The sequence below is a fragment of the Streptacidiphilus anmyonensis genome (assembly GCF_000787855.1).
GTDB lineage: Bacteria > Actinomycetota > Actinomycetes > Streptomycetales > Streptomycetaceae > Streptacidiphilus > Streptacidiphilus anmyonensis.
Map to the genome: position 1 here is coordinate 45,654 of NZ_BBPQ01000005.1, position 19,075 is coordinate 64,728.

At 73.5% G+C, this 19,075-nt stretch carries 18 protein-coding genes and 2 pseudogenes; 13 read left to right on the forward strand and 7 right to left on the reverse strand.

Annotated elements, in window-relative coordinates:
* From TR50_RS48510 to TR50_RS07730, 3 genes are all read left to right on the forward strand, one after another.
* The coding region (locus TR50_RS48510; protein ID WP_236654315.1) for a PucR family transcriptional regulator at positions 1–909 on the forward strand (909 nt) is incomplete at its 5' end.
* A 152-nt stretch (positions 910–1,061) separates the two neighbouring features.
* The gene (locus TR50_RS07725; protein WP_152648312.1) at positions 1,062–2,459 is read left to right on the forward strand and encodes an APC family permease; all 1,398 of its coding nucleotides are present in this window, start codon (positions 1,062–1,064) and stop codon (positions 2,457–2,459) included.
* A gap of 66 nt (positions 2,460–2,525) precedes the next feature.
* Positions 2,526–3,266, forward strand: a complete 741-nt coding sequence (locus TR50_RS07730; RefSeq protein WP_042416518.1) for a FadR/GntR family transcriptional regulator — start codon at positions 2,526–2,528, stop codon at positions 3,264–3,266.
* Between the two features lie 60 nt (positions 3,267–3,326).
* On the opposite strand, the gene katG is transcribed toward TR50_RS07730, so the two are convergent.
* The gene (gene katG / locus TR50_RS07735) at positions 3,327–5,552 is read right to left on the reverse strand and encodes a catalase/peroxidase HPI (RefSeq protein WP_042416521.1); all 2,226 of its coding nucleotides are present in this window, start codon (positions 5,550–5,552) and stop codon (positions 3,327–3,329) included.
* Between the two features lie 210 nt (positions 5,553–5,762).
* Between katG and TR50_RS50340 the strand changes: the two are divergent.
* The 6 genes and pseudogenes from TR50_RS50340 to TR50_RS07765 all read left to right on the forward strand — a co-directional run.
* Positions 5,763–6,479 (forward strand): annotated as a pseudogene (locus tag TR50_RS50340) (alcohol dehydrogenase catalytic domain-containing protein); the annotation flags it as partial.
* 312 nt (positions 6,480–6,791) lie between these two features.
* Positions 6,792–7,166, forward strand: a pseudogene (locus TR50_RS50345) (zinc-binding dehydrogenase); the annotation flags it as partial.
* A gap of 64 nt (positions 7,167–7,230) precedes the next feature.
* A complete protein-coding gene (locus tag TR50_RS07750) occupies positions 7,231–7,866 on the forward strand; it encodes a VOC family protein (RefSeq protein ID WP_042416524.1) in 636 nt (211 codons plus the stop codon).
* A gap of 61 nt (positions 7,867–7,927) precedes the next feature.
* On the forward strand, positions 7,928–8,437 hold the full coding sequence (locus TR50_RS07755) for a GNAT family N-acetyltransferase (protein ID WP_042416526.1): 510 nt from the start codon (positions 7,928–7,930) through the stop codon (positions 8,435–8,437).
* 209 nt (positions 8,438–8,646) lie between these two features.
* Positions 8,647–9,711 (forward strand): phosphatidylinositol-specific phospholipase C domain-containing protein, encoded by a 1,065-nt coding sequence (locus TR50_RS07760; protein ID WP_042416532.1) that lies wholly within the window; start codon positions 8,647–8,649, stop codon positions 9,709–9,711.
* 87 nt (positions 9,712–9,798) lie between these two features.
* The gene (locus TR50_RS07765) at positions 9,799–10,272 is read left to right on the forward strand and encodes a carboxymuconolactone decarboxylase family protein (RefSeq protein WP_042416535.1); all 474 of its coding nucleotides are present in this window, start codon (positions 9,799–9,801) and stop codon (positions 10,270–10,272) included.
* A gap of 72 nt (positions 10,273–10,344) precedes the next feature.
* On the opposite strand, the gene TR50_RS07770 is transcribed toward TR50_RS07765, so the two are convergent.
* The 4 genes from TR50_RS07770 to TR50_RS07785 all read right to left on the reverse strand — a co-directional run bounded on the left by TR50_RS07770 (position 10,345) and on the right by TR50_RS07785 (position 14,012).
* Positions 10,345–10,929, reverse strand: a complete 585-nt coding sequence (locus TR50_RS07770; protein WP_160311092.1) for a GNAT family N-acetyltransferase — start codon at positions 10,927–10,929, stop codon at positions 10,345–10,347.
* Between the two features lie 102 nt (positions 10,930–11,031).
* Positions 11,032–12,042: an ABC transporter substrate-binding protein gene (locus tag TR50_RS07775; RefSeq protein WP_042416538.1), complete on the reverse strand. Its 1,011-nt coding sequence runs from the start codon at positions 12,040–12,042 to the stop codon at positions 11,032–11,034.
* 81 nt (positions 12,043–12,123) lie between these two features.
* Complete coding sequence (locus TR50_RS07780; RefSeq protein WP_042416541.1) at positions 12,124–13,161, reverse strand: ABC transporter permease; 1,038 nt, start codon at positions 13,159–13,161, stop codon at positions 12,124–12,126.
* Positions 13,161–14,012 carry an ATP-binding cassette domain-containing protein gene (locus TR50_RS07785; protein ID WP_084699903.1) on the reverse strand — a complete coding sequence of 284 codons (852 nt, stop codon included), beginning with the start codon at positions 14,010–14,012 and terminating at the stop codon, positions 13,161–13,163. The genes TR50_RS07780 and TR50_RS07785 overlap by 1 nt, the downstream gene beginning before the upstream one ends.
* A 190-nt stretch (positions 14,013–14,202) precedes the next feature.
* Between TR50_RS07785 and TR50_RS07790 the strand changes: the two genes are divergently transcribed.
* Positions 14,203–15,231, forward strand: a complete 1,029-nt coding sequence (locus TR50_RS07790; RefSeq protein ID WP_042416544.1) for a LacI family DNA-binding transcriptional regulator — start codon at positions 14,203–14,205, stop codon at positions 15,229–15,231.
* A 6-nt stretch (positions 15,232–15,237) separates the two neighbouring features.
* Here TR50_RS07790 and TR50_RS07795 read toward each other — a convergent pair whose 3' ends face one another.
* A complete protein-coding gene (locus TR50_RS07795) occupies positions 15,238–15,864 on the reverse strand; it encodes an RraA family protein (RefSeq protein ID WP_042416547.1) in 627 nt (208 codons plus the stop codon).
* Between the two features lie 143 nt (positions 15,865–16,007).
* On the opposite strand from TR50_RS07795, the gene TR50_RS07800 reads away from it, so the two are divergent.
* Together TR50_RS07800 and TR50_RS07805 are read left to right on the forward strand one after the other, a co-directional pair.
* The gene (locus TR50_RS07800) at positions 16,008–16,919 is read left to right on the forward strand and encodes a dioxygenase family protein (RefSeq protein WP_236654316.1); all 912 of its coding nucleotides are present in this window, start codon (positions 16,008–16,010) and stop codon (positions 16,917–16,919) included.
* Between the two features lie 2 nt (positions 16,920–16,921).
* The gene (locus tag TR50_RS07805; RefSeq protein WP_042416550.1) at positions 16,922–17,986 is read left to right on the forward strand and encodes a maleylacetate reductase; all 1,065 of its coding nucleotides are present in this window, start codon (positions 16,922–16,924) and stop codon (positions 17,984–17,986) included.
* A 21-nt stretch (positions 17,987–18,007) separates the two neighbouring features.
* Here TR50_RS07805 and TR50_RS07810 read toward each other — a convergent pair whose 3' ends face one another.
* Positions 18,008–18,535 carry a hypothetical protein gene (locus TR50_RS07810; RefSeq protein WP_042416553.1) on the reverse strand — a complete coding sequence of 176 codons (528 nt, stop codon included), beginning with the start codon at positions 18,533–18,535 and terminating at the stop codon, positions 18,008–18,010.
* Between the two features lie 265 nt (positions 18,536–18,800).
* On the opposite strand from TR50_RS07810, the gene TR50_RS07815 reads away from it, so the two are divergent.
* Entirely contained in the window at positions 18,801–19,064 is a 264-nt protein-coding gene (locus tag TR50_RS07815) for a DUF2630 family protein (protein ID WP_042416556.1), read from the forward strand.
* Positions 19,065–19,075 lie beyond the last annotated feature (11 nt).

Here is a 19,075-nt window from a genome sequence, read left to right on the forward strand (position 1 = left end):
GGCCGCGCCATCGGCCTGTGCGCGGCCCCCGAAGCGCTGGTGCTGGACGCCCTGCACCGGGCCTGGCCCCGGCTGCGCGCGGCTCTCGCCGCCCAGGGCCCGGACGCCGGCGGAGCACCCGGCGCGTCCGGGTCACCGCTCCGCTCAGGGCTCACCGTCCACGGCCGGGGCAGCGGCACGCGACCCGCACTCCCCGCCGCCGTCCGCGCCCCCCACAGCGGAGCGGGTGATGCGAGCGCTGCGGGCGGCGGAAACGGCGCAGGGAACGGCGGGGCGAGCCGAACTGACGGCGGCACCGCGACGCTCGCCCGCTCCGCGGACCTGCCGCCCACGACCGGGGGCGCGCCGGGCCTCGCGCGCCTCGATCCGGCCGCGGGCCCTTCGGCCGGCCTTGCGGCGGGACGGGCGACGGTCTCCCCGGCGGGTCCGGTGAGGGGCCCGGCGGGAGGCGCGGCGTCGGGCCGGGCAGGCGACGGGTCGGCGCTGACCGGGGCCGTCGGCCCGTGCGCCGCGCCCAGCCTCGCCGCCCTGCGCGCCGCGCTCGCCCAGGCCGACTGGACGCTCGCGTCCCTGCCCGGCGACGGCGTCGGCGCGAGCGACTCGCTGGACTCCCTCGCCGCGCTGCTGCGCGGCGTGCCCGCCGAGGTCCGCGTCGCCTACCGGGAGCGGCTGCTCGGGCCGCTGACGGCGCACGACCGCGTCAACTCCGTCTCCCTGCTGGAGACCCTGGCGGTCTTCCTGGAGCTCGACGGCTCCTGGTCCCGGGCGGCCCGCGCGCTCCACGTGCACGTCAACACGGTGCACTACCGGGTGCGTCGCATCGAGGAGTTGACGGGGCGTGACCTGGCGCGGCTGGAGGACCGGGCGGACCTGCGGGCGGCCCTGCTGTGCGAACCCTTGTTTAACTGATCGGGTTGAACTATTTTCTCGGCACGCCACCCACGCCACCCATCTGCGCCCCGCACCCGCACACCCGCGCGCGAAGGAGCATGCCCGTGTCCGAGCAGACCGTCGCCTCCCCCACCGTCAGAACCCAGCGCCTGAACGGCGGCGTCCTGGGCATGGTCGACATCGCGGCGGCGACCATGGCCAACATCGGCCCCGCGATGAGCTTCTTCTTCGGCTTCGGCTTCCTGGCCACCACCGCCGGGGTGGCCTCCCCGCTCACCGTCATCGCGGCGGGCATCGCCGTGGCACTGCTGGGTAACACGCTCGCGCAGTTCTCCCGGGCGCACCCCTCGGCGGGCAGCTTCATCACCTTCGTCGGCAAGACCTTCGGCCCCACCAGCGCCGTCACCACCGCGCTGCTGGCCGGCCTCGGCTACATCATCGCGATGGCGTCGGTGATCGCCGTCTCCGGCGGCTTCCTGGAGACGACGCTGAACCACTACCTGAAGTGGAACGTCCCCTGGATCATCTGGACGCTGGTGCTGACCGGCCTCGCCGTGGTGCTGATGGTGCGCGGCATCGCCGTCTCCACCAAGCTGGCCGGGCTCTTCTTCGGCGTCGAGATGCTGGTGCTGGTGGTCGTCTCGGTCGCGGCCATCGTCGACCACGCCGGGCACCTCTCGCTCGCCCCGTTCGAGCCGAGCCGGATCAGCGGCGGCTTCCAGGGGCTCGCCGAGGGCTTCCCGCTGGCGGTCTACCTCTTCATCGGCTGGGAGAACTCCGCCGCGCTCGCCGAGGAGACGCAGGACCCGCGGCGCAACGTCGGGCGGGCCGTCTTCCTCTCCATCGGCGTTATGTCCGTCAGCTACGTGCTCTTCTCCTACGCCACCCTCACCGGCTTCGGCTACGACGTGACCAAGGTCGGCGCCTCCGCCGTCCCCTTCATCGACGTCGCCCAGGGAACCCTCGGCGTGCTGGCGTTCTTCGCATACCTCGCCGGGCTCACCTCGACGCTCGGCGCGCTGATCGCGGGCACCAACTCCCAGGCGCGGCTGGTCTTCAACGCCGGACGCGAGGGTCTGCTGCCCAGTGCCGTCGGCGCGGTCCACCCCACCCGGCGCACGCCCACCCGGGCCATCCTCACCTTCGTCACCATCTCACTGCTGATCATCGGCGGCTGGGGCCTCGGCCACCTGCTGGGCGGGCACGCCGCTTCAGGCGCGATGGACCCGATGGTCTTCTTCGCCGAGTCGTCCACCATGGGGACCATCCTGGTGCTGCTGGTGTACCTCGCGTCCAACGTCGCCCTGCCGTTCTACTACCGGCGCTACCGGCCCAGCGAGTTCCACTGGGCACGGCACGCGCTGCTGCCCGGCCTGGGCGCGGCGGCGATCCTGGTGCCGCTCTACTACCTGGTCAAACCCGGCCAACCGAACCCCTACGACTGGTTCCCCTATCTCGCCCTCGGCATCCTGCTCGCGGCGCTCGGCTACGCCGCGGTCCTGGTCCGGCGCGATCCGACGCTGGGCGACCGCGTCGGTTCGATCGTCGCGGACAGCCACGCGGGCTGAGCGTGCCGGCCGAGGGCCGGCACGGGTCGGAGCGAGGCGGGTCGGAGCGAGGGTTAGGGTGACCGCGTGGTGAGCACCGCGGGCAAGTTCGGCCCCTACAGCCAGGCGGCTCCGTTCCCCGCCTTCACCGGGGCCGGACCGCAGACCGGCGCCGACCTGGTCCGTTCCCGCATCGCGCTGCTGGTCCGGCTCTCCGCGCTGCGGCCCGGCGACCGCCTGCCGGACACCGGCCGTCTCGCCGAGCAGCTCGGCGTCGGCGAGATGACGGTGCGCCGCGCGTTGGAGGGGATGTGCCAGGACGGGCTGCTGGACCGGCGGCGCGGCCGCACCGGCGGCACCTTCGTCTCCGCCGAGTGGTACGCCGTCGTCCCCGCCTGCCACGACCCGGTCGCGGCAGGCGCGGTCGACGCGTTCCTGCTGCTGCTGGAGTGCGGGCTGGTCGCCCACGCCTCCGGCGAGGTGGCCGCCGAGCAGCTGAAGGGCCTGCGCGATCTGGCGGCCGGCACACGGGAGGTCGGCGCGGACCCGGACCGGCTGCTGGAGCTGGAGTCCCGCTTCCATCTGGACCTGGCCGAGACCCTCGGCGGCCCCGCCGTGCGCGAGGTCACCGCGGACCTGCTCGGCCGGCTCAGCCTGCTGCGGCCGCTGCCGGACGCGGACGCGATCCTGCGCCGGAACCGCTGCCGGGAACGGCTGTTGACGCACCTCGCGGCGGGCAGGACGGACCGCGCCATCGGCGCGGTCAAGGAGCTCCACGCGCCGACGTCCGGACCGGCCGAGGAGGCCGGTCCGGACGTCACGGGCTGAGACGCGCGGACTGTCAGGCGCGGACTGAGAGGCGCGGGCTGAGAGGCGAGCAGTACCGCGTCAGCGCGCGTCGAAGCGGTCGAGGTCCATGACCTTGGCCCAGGCGGCGACGAAGTCCTCGACGAACTTCTCCCTGGCGTCGTCGCCCGCGTAGACCTCGGCGACGGCGCGCAGCTCGGAGTTGGAGCCGAAGACCAGGTCCGCCCGGGTCCCGGTCCACCGGACCTTGCCGGAGGCGTCGCGGCCCTCGAAGGTGCTCGCGTCCTCGGCGACGGGGGCCCAGCTGGTGTCCAGGTCGAGCAGGTTGACGAAGAAGTCGTTCGTCAACGTGCCCGGCCGGTCGGTGAACACGCCGAGGCTGGACCCCTGGTGGTTCGCGCCCAGCACCCGCAGGCCGCCGACCAGCACCGTCATCTCCGGCGCGGACAGCGTCAGCAGGTTGGCCTTGTCGAGCAGCAGGTACTCCGCGCGGAGCGTGTTGCCCTTGCCGAGGTAGTTGCGGAAGCCGTCCGCGAGCGGCTCCATCGCCGCGAAGGACTCGACGTCGGTCAGGTCCTGCGTCGCGTCACCGCGGCCGGGCGTGAACGGCACCTCCACCGTCACCCCGGCGTCCTTCGCGGCCTGCTCCACGCCGACGCCGCCTGCCAGAATGATCACGTCGGCGAGCGAGACCTGCTTGCCGCCCGACAGTTCGGCGTTGAACGCCTGCTGGACGCCCTCCAGGGCGCTCAGCACGACCGCCAACCGGTCGGGGTCGTTGACCTCCCAACCGGCCTGCGGCTGGAGGCGGACGCGGGCGCCGTTCGCGCCGCCGCGCTTGTCGCTGCCGCGGAAGGACGCCGCCGAGGCCCAGGCGGTGGAGACCAACTGCGCGACCGACAGACCCGCGTCGGCGATCTTCTGCTTCAGCTTGGTGAGGTCCGACGCGTCGAGCCGCGAGCGCGACGCGGCGGGGACCGGGTCCTGCCAGAGCAGCTGCTCCTCGGGGACCTCGGGGCCGAGGTAGCGGGCGATCGGGCCCATGTCGCGGTGGGTCAGCTTGAACCAGGCGCGGGCGAAGGCGTCCGCGAAGGCGGCCGGGTCGGCCATGAAGCGGCGCGAGATCGGCTCGTAGATCGGGTCGAAGCGCAGCGAGAGGTCCGTGGTCAGCATCGTGGGCTGGTGCCGCCTGGCCGGGTCGAAGGGGTCCGGGACGGTGCCCGCGCCGCCGCCGTCCTTCGGGCGGTACTGGAACGCGCCGGCCGGCGACTTGAACAGCTCCCACTCGTAGCCGAAGAGGATCTCGAAGAAGCTGTTGTCCCAGGTGGTCGGGGTGTTCGTCCAGATGCCCTCGAGGCCGGAGGTGATCGCGTCGCCGCCCTTTCCCGTGCGGTAGGAGGACTTCCAGCCCAGGCCCTGCTGCTCGATCGGCGCGTCCTCCGGGTCCGGGCCGATGTTGTCGGCGGGGCCGGCGCCGTGGGTCTTGCCGAAGGTGTGGCCGCCGGCGATCAGGGCCACGGTCTCCTCGTCGTTCATCGCCATCCGGTAGAACGTCTCGCGGATGTCGCGGGCGGCGGCGATCGGGTCCGGGTTGCCGTTGGGGCCCTCGGGGTTGACGTAGATCAGGCCCATCTGGACCGCGCCGAGCGGGTTCTCCAGCTGGCGGTCGCCGGTGTAGCGCTCGTCGCCGAGCCAGGTGGTCTCCGGGCCCCAGTACACGTCCTCGTCCGGCTCCCAGGCGTCGACCCGGCCGCCGCCGAAGCCGAAGGTCTCGAAGCCCATGTCCTCCAGCGCGACGTTGCCCGCGAGGATGATCAGGTCGGCCCAGGACAGCGCCTTGCCGTACTTCTTCTTCACCGGCCACAGCAGCCGGCGCGCCTTGTCCAGGCTGGCGTTGTCCGGCCAGGAGTTGAGCGGCGCGAAGCGCTGCTGACCGGTGCCGCCACCGCCGCGGCCGTCGCGGATGCGGTAGGTGCCGGCGGAGTGCCAGGCCATGCGGATGATGAACGGCCCGTAGTTGCCGAAGTCCGCCGGCCACCAGTCCTTCGAGGTGGTGAGCACCTCGCCGATGTCGCGCTTGACCTCCGCCAGGTCGAGCGCGCTGAACGCGGCCGCGTAGTCGAAGTCCTCACCCAGCGGGTTCGCCACGGCCGGGTTCTTCGCCAGGATCCGAAGGTTCAGCTGCTCCGGCCACCACTGGCGGTTCCCCCCGCCCTGCGTGGGATGCGGGGCGCGCCCGTGCGCGACCGGGCAACCACCCGCGCCCCCCTCACTCGCTTCGAGATTGACGTCAATGTTCTCGGACATGGCAATCCTTCCGGGCTGGTCGAGCAAGTCCGAAGTCTGGCTGGCGGAAGGAGCGGGGGCACTCAGGCGCGCCGGGCACACCCGTCCACTTTCGGGCGGACTCGCTGGTCCTGGGTCCATTCTCACGCGCGCAGGTCGCCCCGCGGCGACGCAATGCCGGGGACTAGTTTGGCTCGCGGGAGCGGTCGTCGAGGTCGAGGGAGTGGTGGGGTGCGCGCAGTGGTGATGGACCGGATCGGGAAGCCGGTCGTCGTGCGGGAGGTAGCCGATCCGGTGGCGCCGGCGGGCGGCGTCGTGGTGCGGGTGCACGCGACGGGCCTGTGCCGCAGCGACTGGCACGCCTGGGCCGGGCACGACGACGTCGCACTGCCGCACGTGCCCGGCCACGAGCTGGCCGGGGTGGTCGTCGAGGTCGGGGCGGGCGTCGAGCGGTGGGCGGTCGGGGACCGGGTGACCGTCCCGTTCGTGTGCGGGTGCGGGCGCTGTGCCTACTGCCGCTCGGGCAACGCGCAGGTCTGCCCGGAGCAGGAGCAGCCGGGCTTCACGCACTGGGGCTCCTTCGCCGAGCTGGTCGCGTTGCACGCGGCCGACACGAACCTCGTGGCGGTGCCGGACGGGGTCTCCTTCACGGCCGCCGCGAGCCTGGGCTGCCGCTTCGCCACCGCGTTCCGCGCGCTCACCGGCCGCGCCCGGCTGGAGGCGGGAGAGTGGCTGACCGTGGTCGGCGCGGGCGGAGTCGGCCTGAGCGCGGTGATGATCGCGAAGGCCCTCGGCGCGCGGGTGGTCGCGGTCGACCGGCACCAACGCGCGCTGGACGCAGCCCTCGCCCTCGGCGCGGACGCGGTGCTGCTCGCGGAAACGGACGCGGGCACGGGCGCGGATGGTGGCACGGGCACGGGCACGGGCACGGGCACGGGCGGTGGCGCAGGCACGGGCGGTGGCGCGGGCACGGATGGCGGCGCAGGCACGGGCGGTGGCGCGGGCACGGATGGCGGCACGGGCACGGATGGCGGCACGGGCGGCGGCGCGGGCACGGTGCCTGTCGCCGGCGCGGAAACGGGCACAGCCCTCAGCGCGGTCCCCGGCGCGGGAGCGGGCCCGGCCCCGGGCGCGGGCACCGGAACCGCACCCGGCGCGGGAGGGGGCCCGGCCTCCGGGCCGGACGCGGGCGCCGTCCCCGGGACAGCCGCTGCCACGGCCGCGCTCGCCCGCCCGGTCCCCAGCGCGGGCATCCCCGCCCGGGTGCACGCGCTGACCGGGGGCGGCAGCCATGTCGCCGTGGACGCTGTCGGCAGCGAGCAGACCTGCGCGGACGCGGTGTTGAGCCTGCGGCGTCGCGGACGCCACGTGCAGGTCGGGCTGCTGCCGCCGGTCGGCGGCCACCCGCGGGTGCCGATGGCGCGCGTCATCGCCTGGGAGCTGGATCTGCTCGGCAGCCACGGGATGGCCGCCGCCGACTACCCGGCGATGCTCGCGCTGATCGCCGACGGCGCGCTGGACCCCGAGCGGCTGGTGGAGCGGGTCGTGGGTCTGGAGGAGGCAGCGGCGCTGCTCCCGGTCTTCGACCGGGCCTCCCCCGCCGGAATGACGATGATCGATCCGCTCCGCGGCTGACCCTTGCCGCCTCGGCGGGCGTGGCGTGGGGGTCCGCGCGGGCGCACCGGGTCATGATGGCGCGGTGCGACTTGATCACGTTTCCTACGCGGTGGCCCGCGACAGCTTCGTCTCGACGGTTCAGCGGATCGGCTCGGCCCTGGGGGCGGGTTTCGTGGACGGGGGCGTGCACCCGCGCTTCGGGACCCGCAACTTCGTCCTCCCGCTGGCCGGCGGCACCTACGTCGAGGTGGTCACCACCCTCGACCACCCCGCCGCCGACCGCGCGCCCTTCGGGCAGGCGGTGGCCCGCCGCGCGGCGGAGGGCGGCGGTTGGCTCGGCTGGGTGGTCTCCGTCGACGACATCGGCCCGGTCGAGGCCCGACTCGGCCGCACCTCCGCGGAGGGCCACCGGGTCCGCCCGGACGGCTTCGACCTGCGCTGGAAGCAGATCGGTCTGCTCGAACTGATGGATGATCCGCAACTGCCCTACTTCCTGCAGTGGTTGGTCCCACTGGAGGAGCGTCCCAGCGCGGACCCGCGCACCTCCTCCCGGATCCAGGGGGTCTCCATCGCCGGCGATCCCGGCGCCATCGCCGAGTTCCTCGGCGAACCGGCCGACCACCCGCTGGACCAGATCGACGTCACCTGGGTCGAGGACGAGGAACCCGGCCTGGTCTCCGTCGAGTTCGCCACCCCCAAGGGCCCGGTCACGATCTGACGGCCGCCCAAGCCCGACCACCCCCCTTCCTCGCCGTCGCGCGGTGGTGCAGAGTGGCCGCATGTCGACCGCGTACGCACCGATGCCCGCCGCGTTGGAGACCCGACGGCTGCGCCTCCAACTCTGGACCGACGCCGACGCCGAGGACCTCTGCCTCCTGGCCGCCGAACGCGGCACCGCCGCACCACGGGTCGAGCGCGCGCGGGAGATCCTCGCCGAGGGCCGCGCCGCGACGGCGACGACCGGCCTGGCCCTGCTGCGCATCACCCGCCTCGCCGAGGGCGACTTCATCGGCTACTGCGGGCTCCTGGTCGGACGCGCGAGCGTCGACGAACCGGAGATCGCCTACGAGCTGCTCCAGCGCACCCACGGGCACGGCTACGCCACCGAGGCGGCCGGCGCCGTGCTCGACGCCGCGGCGGCGACGGGCCGCAAGCGGCTCTGGTCCACGGTCCGCCCGTGGAACACCCCCTCCTTCCGCGTCCTCGAAAAGCTCGGCTTCGAGCGCGACCGCGTCTGCGCCGAGGACGGCGACGGCGAGTTGGTCTGGCTCACCCGCGAACTCCCCTGAGACGGCGGACGCTCGCCGGGTGGAGCACGGTCGTCCACCCGCGACCCACCGGGCCGGTGAACACTGATCCTCCGCGCCCATCCGCGACTTTGACGAAGCGTCACCCCAGCGCCATCCAGCGGGGTTACCATCACGCCGCGTGCATGCCAAGAAGGGCGGCACGCGGCCGACCCGTCCCGTCGGCCCCCTTCCGCCGTCCCGGAGGACCGATGGCCGCCTCGCGTCGCCCCGTTCCGCGTCGTCTCGTCTCGTGCCTGCTGACCGCCGCCGCCTGCCTGATCCCCTTCGCCCTGCCCGGCGGGACCGCCGCCGCGCAGGACACCGGCGACCTCTCCCTGGCCGCGGGCACCTCGGTCGGGCTGCACAACACCTACGACGACACGTCCGCCTTCCCCTACCTCGCGCAGGCGCTGGACGCGGGCACGTCGCTGGTCGAGCTCGACACCTGGGTCGACCCGTTCACGCACGAGTGGAAGGTCAGCCACGCCAACCCGCTCGGCAACAGCAACAACTGCGTCGACGCGAGCAGCGCCGCCGACCTGTACCGGGGCGGGGCCAACAAGGACCTCGGCAGCTGCCTGGACGACATCCGGATCTGGCTGGCGGCGCACCCCGGCCACCCGCCCATCATGATCAAGCTGGAGATGAAGGCGGGCTTCGACGCGACCGTCGGCCTCGGCCCCACCCAGCTGGACTCCCTCGTGCAGGCCCACCTCGGCTCCGACGTCTACCGGCCGGCCGACCTGATGGCCGGCTACCCGAGCCTGGACGCGGCGGCCCGCGCGAACGCCTGGCCCAAGCGCTCCGCGCTCGCGGGCAAGGTGATCCTGGAGGCCATCCCGGGCACCTTCGAGCAGGCGAACCCCTTCGACCACCTGTGGACCGACGTCGAGTACGCCCAGCACCTCGCCGCCCTCCAGTCCGCGGGCCAGCTCGGGAACGCCCAGATCTTCCCCTCCGTCCTCGGCGCCGCCTCCGGCGACCCGCGCACCCGCTACTCCGACGCGACCCTGCGCCCGTGGTTCGTGGTCTTCGACGGCGACGCGCACGCCTTCGTCGACGGCGGCATCGACACCTCCTGGTACGACACCAACCACTACCTGCTGGTGATGACCGACGCCCAGAACGTCGACCCGGCGCTCTCCGACACCGCCCCCTCCCAGTCCGACGCCACCGCCCGGGTCGCGCAGCTGGCCGCCGCGCACGCGTCCTTCGTCTCCACCGACTGGACCGGCCTGCCGTCCGTGCTGTCCGAGCAGCTGCCGCGCGGGTAGCGGAAAAGTCCCCGGGGCCGGGTGTCACACTCAGGCGCTGCCGTTTGTCATACACGTGGAAGCGTCGAAAACGGCAAGGAGATCGTCATGGAAGCCCGTCTGAACCTCTTCGGCAGCAGCATCGGCCCGGCCCTGTTCAAGTACGTCAACTCCGCCGGCAAGGTCGTCTCGGACTCGACCCTGCCGCACGCCACGCAGGAACTGGTGAAGATCCGAGCCAGCCAGATCAACGGCTGCGGCTTCTGCACCGACATGCACACCAAGGACGCCACGGCCGCGGGCGAGACGTCCCTGCGCCTCAACCTCGTGGCGACCTGGCGTGAGGCCACGGTCTTCACCGAGGCCGAGCGCGCGGCGCTGGAGCTGGCCGAGCAGGGCACCCGGATCGCCGACGCGGCCGGCGGCGTCAGCGACGAGGTGTGGCAGAACGCGGCGAAGCACTACGACGAGGAGCAGCTGGCCGCGCTCATCGGCCTCATCGCGATCATCAACGCCTACAACCGCATCAACGTGATCAACCGCCAGCCCGCGGGGGACTACCAGCCCGGCATGTTCGGCTGAGGCACGACACGAAGCAGCGGGAAGCCCCCGAACCGCGACCGGTTCGGGGGCTTTGCGCCGACCAGGAAAGACCTAGAGGTGCTCGACCTGGAGCTCGGCTCGCCGGTGCGCTTGGTGGGCGTACCAGCACGCCTCCACCGTGCGCCCGTCCGGAAGCGTGTGGTGTGACGGACCCTCGGCCGCCTCGTAGCCGGCGGCTTCGAGCGCCCTTCGGCAGGCGGTGTTCGATCGCTGGGTGCCGGCCCTGACCGTCGTCATGCCCAACTGCTCGTGAGCGATGTCCGCACCCGCGCGGAACAGTTCGGTGCCCAGGCCGACGCCACGGAACCGCGGCGCGAGCCAGCCGCCCACCTCACCGTCCTTCACCTGCACGGACACCGCTCCGGCGCACCGGCCTTCCGCCCTGTCGACGAGCACGAAGAAGGCGCTGTCCTTCCGCCGCCAGTGCCGCACGGACCTGAGGGACGCGGGGAGCTCGCGACTCCGCCGCGCCCGGTTGTGCTCCGTCACCTCCAACAGCCACTGGACCACCTCCGGTCGGGGCCGTTCGAACCAGCCCAGCCAATCCATCGCCTCCGCGTCGTACGCACCCGCGTAGGCCGCCGCGAAGTCGAGCGCGTCGCGGGCGGGCACGGCCTTCAGCCGTGGGGTGTGCAAGGGCTGAAGTGGGAGGTCACGATGCCTCTTGCCGAACAGCCGCATCGTCGAACCTCCGGGGCGCCGTGGTGGAATTCGCAGCCGTGGGCGGCGCGACAGCCCTCAGCATGCCGCCTTGTAGACGTACTTGGCGATCTGCGGATCGTTCAGGTTGTCCTTGGTGATGGCCACCATGGTCGTCCCGATCGACGCCTGCACCGGCTTGCCCGCGAACGCGGCGGCCAGTTGGTCGACCGCCTCGGTGCCGATCGCCGCCGGGTCCTGGGCGACGAGGACCTGGAGCGTGCCGTTCTTCAGCGCGGTGATCTCGTCCGGCTCGGCGTCGAAGGCGGCCACCTTCACCACGCCCTGCTTGCCCGCCTGCGCGAGGCCGGTGGCCACGCCCTGCCCGGTGTTGGTGTTGCCCGCGAACACGCCGCCCAGGTCGGGGTGGGCGGCCAGGGTGGACTGGATCTGGGAGGCCGCCGTCGCCGGCAGGTCGTTGTCGTAGAGGGTCGGCAGCACCTTGATGCCCGGGTACTTGGCCATCTCCTCGGTGAAGCCCTTGATGCGGGCGTCGGTCGTGGAGATGCCGGGCTTGACGCTGATGACGATGGCGGAGCCCTTCTGCCCCATCTGCTTCGCCAGCGCGTCGGCGGCCACCTGGCCGCCCTTCTCGTTGTCGGAGGAGATCCGGGTGATCCCCACGGAGGAGTCGGTGACCGAGGTGTCCACGAGCGCGATCTTCGTGCCCGAGCCCTGGATCTGCCTCAGCGACGGCGTGAGCGCCTCGGTGTCCACCGGGGAGATCATCAGGCCGTCCGGGTGCGACGCGCCGACGGAGTCGATCAGCGGACGCTGGACGGAGACGTCCCACTGCGCGGATCCGTCCGCGGTGAAGGAGATGCCCTTGGCCTTGGCCTCGGCCTGTGCGGCGCAGGTCATGGTGATGTAGAAGGGGTCGCTCTTGACGCCGGTGATCATGGCGATCTTCTTGCCCTGCACACCACCCGCCCCGGCCGGCCCCGGACTGGCCGAGGAGCTGCAGGACGCGGTGGCGGCCAGGGCGAGGGTGGCCAGGGCGGCCGTGAGCAGTGCGCGCTTGCGAGGGGTCGGCAGGATGGTGCTCGACATGGTGGTGGTGTCCTCTCGTGCGGCTCGTGGGCTCGTGCGGCGGTGCGCTCTCGCCCGTCTGCGGTGGTGCGCGCTCCCGCTTCAGCTGCGCTCGCGCGTGCGGCGGCGCATCTGGTCGATGTAGACGGCGGCGACCAGGACCACGCCCACCGCCACGTCCTGCCAGTACTGCTGGACGCCGATGACGATCAGTCCGGTGCTCAGCACCGCCGGGATGAAGACGCCGATGACGGTCCCCAGCACCGAGCCGCGGCCTCCGAAGAGGCTGGTGCCGCCCAGCACCACCGCCGTGATGACCTTGAGGTTGTCGGTGGAGTGGCCGGCGATGGAGGTGGTGCCGTAGGAGGCCAGCCACATCACCGCGCCGAGACCGGCGAGCAGGCCCATCAGCGCGTACACCTTGACCAGGTGGGCGCCGACGCGGATGCCCGCGCGGCGGCTCGCGGCCGGGTTGGAGCCGATGGCGAAGGTGTGGGTGCCGAACCGGGTGGTGCCCAGCACCAGACCGAAGACCAGGGTGACGGCGGCGGCGAGGATCACCAGCCACGGGATGCCGAGCAGCTTGCCGTAGCCGAGGGTGTTCTGCAGGTTGTTCGCCGCGGTGTCGGCGGGGTCCTGGCCGCCGGTGGCGAGTTCGGCGATGCCGAGGGCGGCCCCGAGTCCGCCGAGGGTGACGATCAGCGGCGGCACCTTCTCCGTGGCGACCACGGCTCCTTGGAGGGCGCCCCATGCCGCGCCGACCACGAGCGCGATGACGACGCAGACCGCGACCGTGCCCCAGCCCGCTCCGGCGCCGCCGTGGTGGATGTTCCACTCCCCCGCCGCCACCGCGGCCAGGACGAGCACCGAGCCGATCGACAGGTCGATGCCCGCGGTGATGACCACGTACGTCATGCCGACGCCGAGCACCAGGTAGATGGCCGCGTTGACGGCGATCTGGGTGAGGTCGTAGGCGGTGAAGAACTTGCCGGGGGCGGCGAGGGTGAAGAACACGACGAGCGCGGCGAGGATCAGAAAGGTCCACAGTTCGCTGACGCCCGCCGCGCGGCGCAGCAGGGGCGGGGTCCGGGCGGTCACGGTGTCCGTGTGCGGCGGGCGCCCGGTCTCGGTCGTCGTCATCACGCTTCCTCCTCCGACGGCTGCGGCTCGGGCTCCTGCTGCGGCCGCTCCAGCGGCGTTTCGGGCGCGGCGACCAGGGTGGCCGCGTCGGCCGCGTCGCCGCGGTCCAGGGAGCCGGTCATCGCGCCCACCAGCTCCTCGATCGTGGTGTCCGCCGCCCGCAGCGACGCGACCCGGCGGCCCAGCCGCAGCACCTCCACCCGGTCCGCGACCGACAGCACCTCGGGCATGTTGTGGCTGATGAGCACGACGCCGATGCCACGGTCCGCCACCCTTCGCACCGTCTCCAGCACCCGTGCGCGCTGCACCACGCCCAGTGCGGCGGTGGGTTCGTCGAGGAAGACGACCCGGTTGGCGAAGGCCACCGCGCGGGCCACCGCCACGGACTGGCGCTGCCCGCCGGAGAGCGCGGCCACCGGCACGGTCGGGTCCTTGAGCGTGACGCCGAGCTCGGCGAAGGCCCGCACCGCGTCCCGGCGCATGGCCGGTCGGTCCAGCACGCCGAGCCTGCCGAGCACGCCTTTGCGCACCAGCTCCCGCCCGAGGTAGAGGTTGGCGGGCGCGTCCAGGTCCTGGGCCAGCGACAGGTCCTGGTAGACCGTCTCGACGCCCGCCCGCCGCGCGTCCTGCGGTCCGGCGAAGCGCACCGGCGCTCCGTCGAGCAGGATCGCGCCCTCGTCCGGGGCGAGGACGCCCGAGAGGACGCCGACCAGCGTCGACTTGCCCGCGCCGTTGTCGCCGATCAAGGCGACGACCTCACCGGCGTAGGCGGCGAAGTCGGCTCCCTGCAGCGCGTGCACGTGCCCGAACCGCTTGACCACGCCGCGTGCTTCCAGCAACGGTTCCGCCACGGCACACCTCCCCGCGAAGTGTCGAGGACAACGTTGTCGTTCGTGGCTTCGGATTGAACCGGTAAGCTGACGGCACGTCAATGCCTCCTGCAGGCTTGCCGGTTCTCTCCACGATTAAGGCAACGTTGTCTATGCTGTGCCGCAGTCGGGCGTTCCCGCAGGCGTTCCCCGGAAGGGACGGTGGCCGCAGATGCCAGCCAGCACGGATGGTCCCGGAGCCCCGGTCAGGCCCACCATGAAGGACGTCGCCGCGGCGGCGGGCGTGGGCCTGAAGACCGTCTCACGCGTCGTCAACGGTGAGGCCGGGGTGAGCGAGGCGACGGCCGGGCGGGTGCGCGCCGTCATCGAGCAGCTCGGCTTCCGCCGCAACGACGGCGCCCGGCTGCTGCGTCAGGGCGCGCGGACCGGCAGCGTGGGCCTGCTGCTGGAGGACGTCGCCGATCCGTTCTACTCGCAGCTGAGCCGGGCCGTGGAGGAGGTCGTCCGCGCCCACGGCTCGCTGCTGCTGACCGGCTCCTCCGCCGAGGACTCCGCGCGCGAGCGCGAACTCGCCCTCGGCTTCTGCGCGCGTCGCGTCGACGGCCTGATCGTCGTGCCCACCTCCGCCGACCACGGCTACCTCGCCCCCGAGACCGCCGCCGGCACCGCGCTGGTCAGCGTGGATCGGCCGATGCCGGGCCTGGAGGTGGACACCGTCCTGGCCGACAACCGCGCCGGGGCCGTCGCGGGCACCGCCCATCTGCTGCGCCAGGGCCACCGCCGGGTCGGCTACCTCGGCGACGCCCCGGACATCTTCACCGCCGCGGAACGCCTGGCGGGCTACCGCCAGGCGATGGCGGACAGCGACTGCCCGGTCGAGGAGCCATGGATCGCCATGGGCCGCCCCGATCCGCTCGGAATCCGCTTCGCACTCGCCCGCATGCTCACCGGCCCCACCCCGGTCACGGCGCTGATGTGCGGCAACAACCGCACCACCGTCGCGGTGCTGCGGGAGCTGGCAGGACGTCAGGAACATCCGGCCCTGGTCGGGTTCGACGACTTCGAGCTCGCCGATCTGCTGGCCGTCCCGGTGACGGTGGTGGCCCAGGACCCGACCCTGATGGGCCGCACCGCCGCCGAGCTCCTCTTCCGCCGCCTGCGCGGCGAACCCGCCGCGCCGCAGCACATCGTCGTCCCGACCCGCCTCATCCCCCGCGGCTCCGGCGAACTCCCGCCCTGACGGCGGCTACTCGGCGTACCCGGCCTTGGCGAGGAGGGCTTCGACGCGGGCGCGGTGGTCGGCCTGCCAGTCGTCGAGGGTCTGCGCGGCCTCCTTCGCCACCTTGGCCCGTGCGGCGGAGAGCACCTCGGCGGCGCGGCGGCGCGGAGTCACAACGACGCCCTCCTCGTCGGCGACCAGGACGTCGCCGGCGTGCACGGTGACACCCCCGCACACGACCGGCTCCCCCAGCGGTCGGGCGACGGCCTTGCCCCCGGGCACGGGCACCACGCCGCGCGCCAGCACCGGGAAGCCCATGGCGCGGATCTCCGCCAGGTCGCGGATCACCCCGTCCAGCACGAATCCCGCGATGCCGCGCCGCTGGGCCACCGCGCAGACGTTGCCCCCGGCGAGGGCGTACCGCAGGTCCCCGCCCGCGTCGACGACGATGACGGAACCCGGCTCCGCGCGGTGGATCGCGGCGTGCAGCATCAGGTTGTCCCCCGGCGGGCAGCTGACCGTGAAGGCCGGCCCGGACAGGCGGGCCATGGGCCCGTAGAGCGGACGGATCCCGAGGTCCATCACCTGGTCGGCGCCGAGGACGTCGGCCAGGGTGGTCGGGGAGAGCTCGGCGAAGTCGTCGGTCGTCGTCACCTGATCAACCTAGTGCCTCGTCGGCGGCCGTCACGGGCCGCCCCGGACGTCGACGCGGCGGGCGGCGGGCGGCGGGCGGCGGAACGACCCCGCAGGGGGAAGACTCCTGAGGGGACAGTGTGAGCTGTGAGAGGAGACCGCGCGTGGACAGCCAGGTGACCGGCGAGGCGCGGGTCGGTGAGGCGCAGGTCGCGTCGGCGTTGACGGAGGCCGTGGCGGCGAGCTTCGCCGGGGCGGCCGACCCGCGGACGCGGGAGGTGCTGGAGGCCGTCGTCCGGCACGCGCACGCCCTCGTGCGCGAACTGCGCCCGACCCAGCAGGAGTGGCAGCAGGCCGTCGAGTACCTCACCGCCGTCGGGCAGGCCTGCGACGACACCCGTCAGGAGTTCGTCCTGCTGTCCGACGTGCTCGGGATCTCCTCGCTGGTCGAGGCGGTCAACGGCGACCCGGACGGCACCGCGGGCACGGTGCTGGGGCCGTTCCACATGACCGACTCGCCGGTCCGCGCGCTCGGCGACTCGATCGACCAGGTGGGCACGGGAACGCCGTGCGTGGTGACCGGCCGGGTGACCGGTCCGGGCGGAACGCCGGTGCCGGGGGCCTCCGTCGACGTGTGGCAGTGCGACGAGCACGGCTTCTACGACGTGCAGCAGCCGGACCTGCAGCCGCCGGGCAACGGGCGGGGGCTGTTCACCGCCGACGAGCAGGGCCGGTTCCGTTTCCGGACGGTGGTGCCGAGCCACTACCCGATCCCGACCGACGGCCCGGTCGGCCGCCTGCTGCGCGCCTCCCACCGGCATTCCTTCCGTCCCGCCCACGTCCATCTGATCGCCGCCGCGCCCGGGTTCCGGACGCTGACGACGCATCTGTTCGTCGCCGACAGCCCCTACCTCGACAGCGACGCCGTCTTCGCGGTGAAGCCCGGCCTCGTCGTCGACTTCGCCGAGGTCGACGATCCGGAGCAGGCGGCCCGGCACGGCGTCAGCGCGCCCTTCCGGCAGGCCGACTTCGACGTGCGGCTGGTGCCGGACGAGCGTGCGAAGGTGGAGCAGTGACCATGGGGTCGTTCGTCTACGAGGCCCTGCCCATGCGGGTCGTCTTCGGGCCCGGCGCGCTGGCCTCCCTGCGCACGGAGACGGAACGGCTCGGGCTGCGCCGGGTGACCGTGCTGAGCACGCCCGGCCAGCGCGGACTCGCCGACCGCGCGGCCGCACTGCTGGGCGCTCTGGCGGTGGACGTCTTCGCCGGGGCCCGGATGCACGTGCCGGTGGCGACCGTGGCGGCCGCCGCCGAGGCGGTGCGCGCGGCGGACGCCGACGGCTGCGTCGCGGTCGGCGGCGGCTCGACCGTCGGACTGGCCAAGGCGCTGGCGCTGCGCCACGGCCTCCCCTTCGTCGCCGTGCCGACGACCTACGCGGGCTCGGAGATGACGCCGATCTGGGGGCTGACCGAGAACGCCCGCAAGCAGACCGGACGCGACCGGGCGGTCCTGCCCCGCACCGTCCTCTACGACCCGGAACTGACGCTCAAGCTGCCCGTCCCGGTGTCGGTGACCAGCGGCCTGAACGCGATGGCCCACGCCGTCGAGGCCCTCTACGCACCCGACGGCTCCCCGGTGGTCGCCGCGATGGCCGAGCAGGGCGTGCGCGACCTCGCGGCCGCGCTGCCCGAGCTCACCCGCGGCCCGGAGGACCTGGACGCCCGCACCGCCGCCCTCCAGGGGGCGTGGCTGTGCGGGGCCTGCCTCGGCACGACGACCATGGGCCTGCACCACAAGCTCGCCCACGTGCTCGGCGGCCTGCTGGACCTGCCGCACGCGGACACCCACGCGGTGATCCTCCCGTACGTCGCGGCCTTCAACCTGCCCTCGGCGCCGGACGCCCGCGCGGCCCTGGCCCGCGCCCTCGGCGGGGACGCTGCGGCCGACAAGGACCCGACGCGGGCGCTGGCGCGCCTCGCCGAGCGGCTCGGCGCGCCGCGAACGCTGCGCGAGTTGGGCGTACGGCACGAGGACCTGCGCCGGGTGGCCGACGAGGTGCTGGCCGCGCCCTACGCCAACCCGCGCCCGGTCGGGCGCGCCGAGCTGGACGGACTGCTGGAACGGGCCTGGTCCGGGACGTGACCGGGCGCAGGCCCGGGAGCCCTAGGGCTGCCCGACGTAGCGGACCGTCAGCGTCGCCGGGCGGGCCGTCGCGCTGCCCGGCTCGGGGACGAACGCGACCGTTCCGGTGCCGGAGCAGGGCAGCACCAGGCTGGTCGGGATGGCGGCCTTGACCGCGTAGAAGCCCAGCGTCACCGGCGGGGTCGTCGAGACGGGGCCGAAGTTCACCACGACGTCCGTGGCGGCGGAGCCCGTGTAGCCGACGTCGACGGTGCCGGAGGCGGGCGAGGGCAGCACCTCGACCGTCTGGCCTGGCAGCGGGTGGCCCGTCTCGCCCGTGGTGACGGGGCCGTAGCAGGCCATCTGGATCGCGGCGTCGGCGGTGGCGCCGTTGACCAGCCCGGTGAAGAACTGGTCGGGGCCGATCGGCGCGGGGTCGACGACGCCCGCCGCGTGGGCGGCGGGGGCGACGGCCGTGCCCAGGGCGGTGGCGAGGCCGAGCGTTGCGGCGGCGGTGGCCGCGGCACGGAGCGGGTGGCGCGTGGAGCGGGCGGATGAGCGTGGTGCCATGACTTCCTCCCGATGGTGCGGACCCGTGCGGCGCCCGGGGCCGGGCGCCCGACCGACATGGTGGAGCCCCTGACAGGAACAGGGCAATGGTCCCGCGTTGAACATTCCGGCTTGAACATTCCGGGACGCCGGACGGGCCGCCGCGCCTGCGTCCGATTCGCCCTGCGGATCCAGGCGCGGCGCGGCAGACTGGGCTCTGATGCCCGAGGGTGCCCCTCTCCCCGCCGACGGGCGGGGTGGCCCGGCCGAGCGGACGGAGATCACCATGACCCAGCAGAGCCCCACCGGCGACGACTCGATCATCGCCAGGATCCACGAGCTCGTGGGCGAGGAGCGGGACCTGCGCGACCAACTCGCCGCCCAGCAGATCGACGCCGACACCGAACGCTCCCGCCTGGCCGCTGTGGAGACCCAGCTGGACCAGTGCTGGGACCTGCTGCGCCAGCGGCGCGCCCGCCTCGACGCCGGCCAGGACCCGGACGGCGCCCGCGTGCGTCCGGCCTCGGAGGTGGAGAACTACCTGTCGTAGCGGGGAAATTG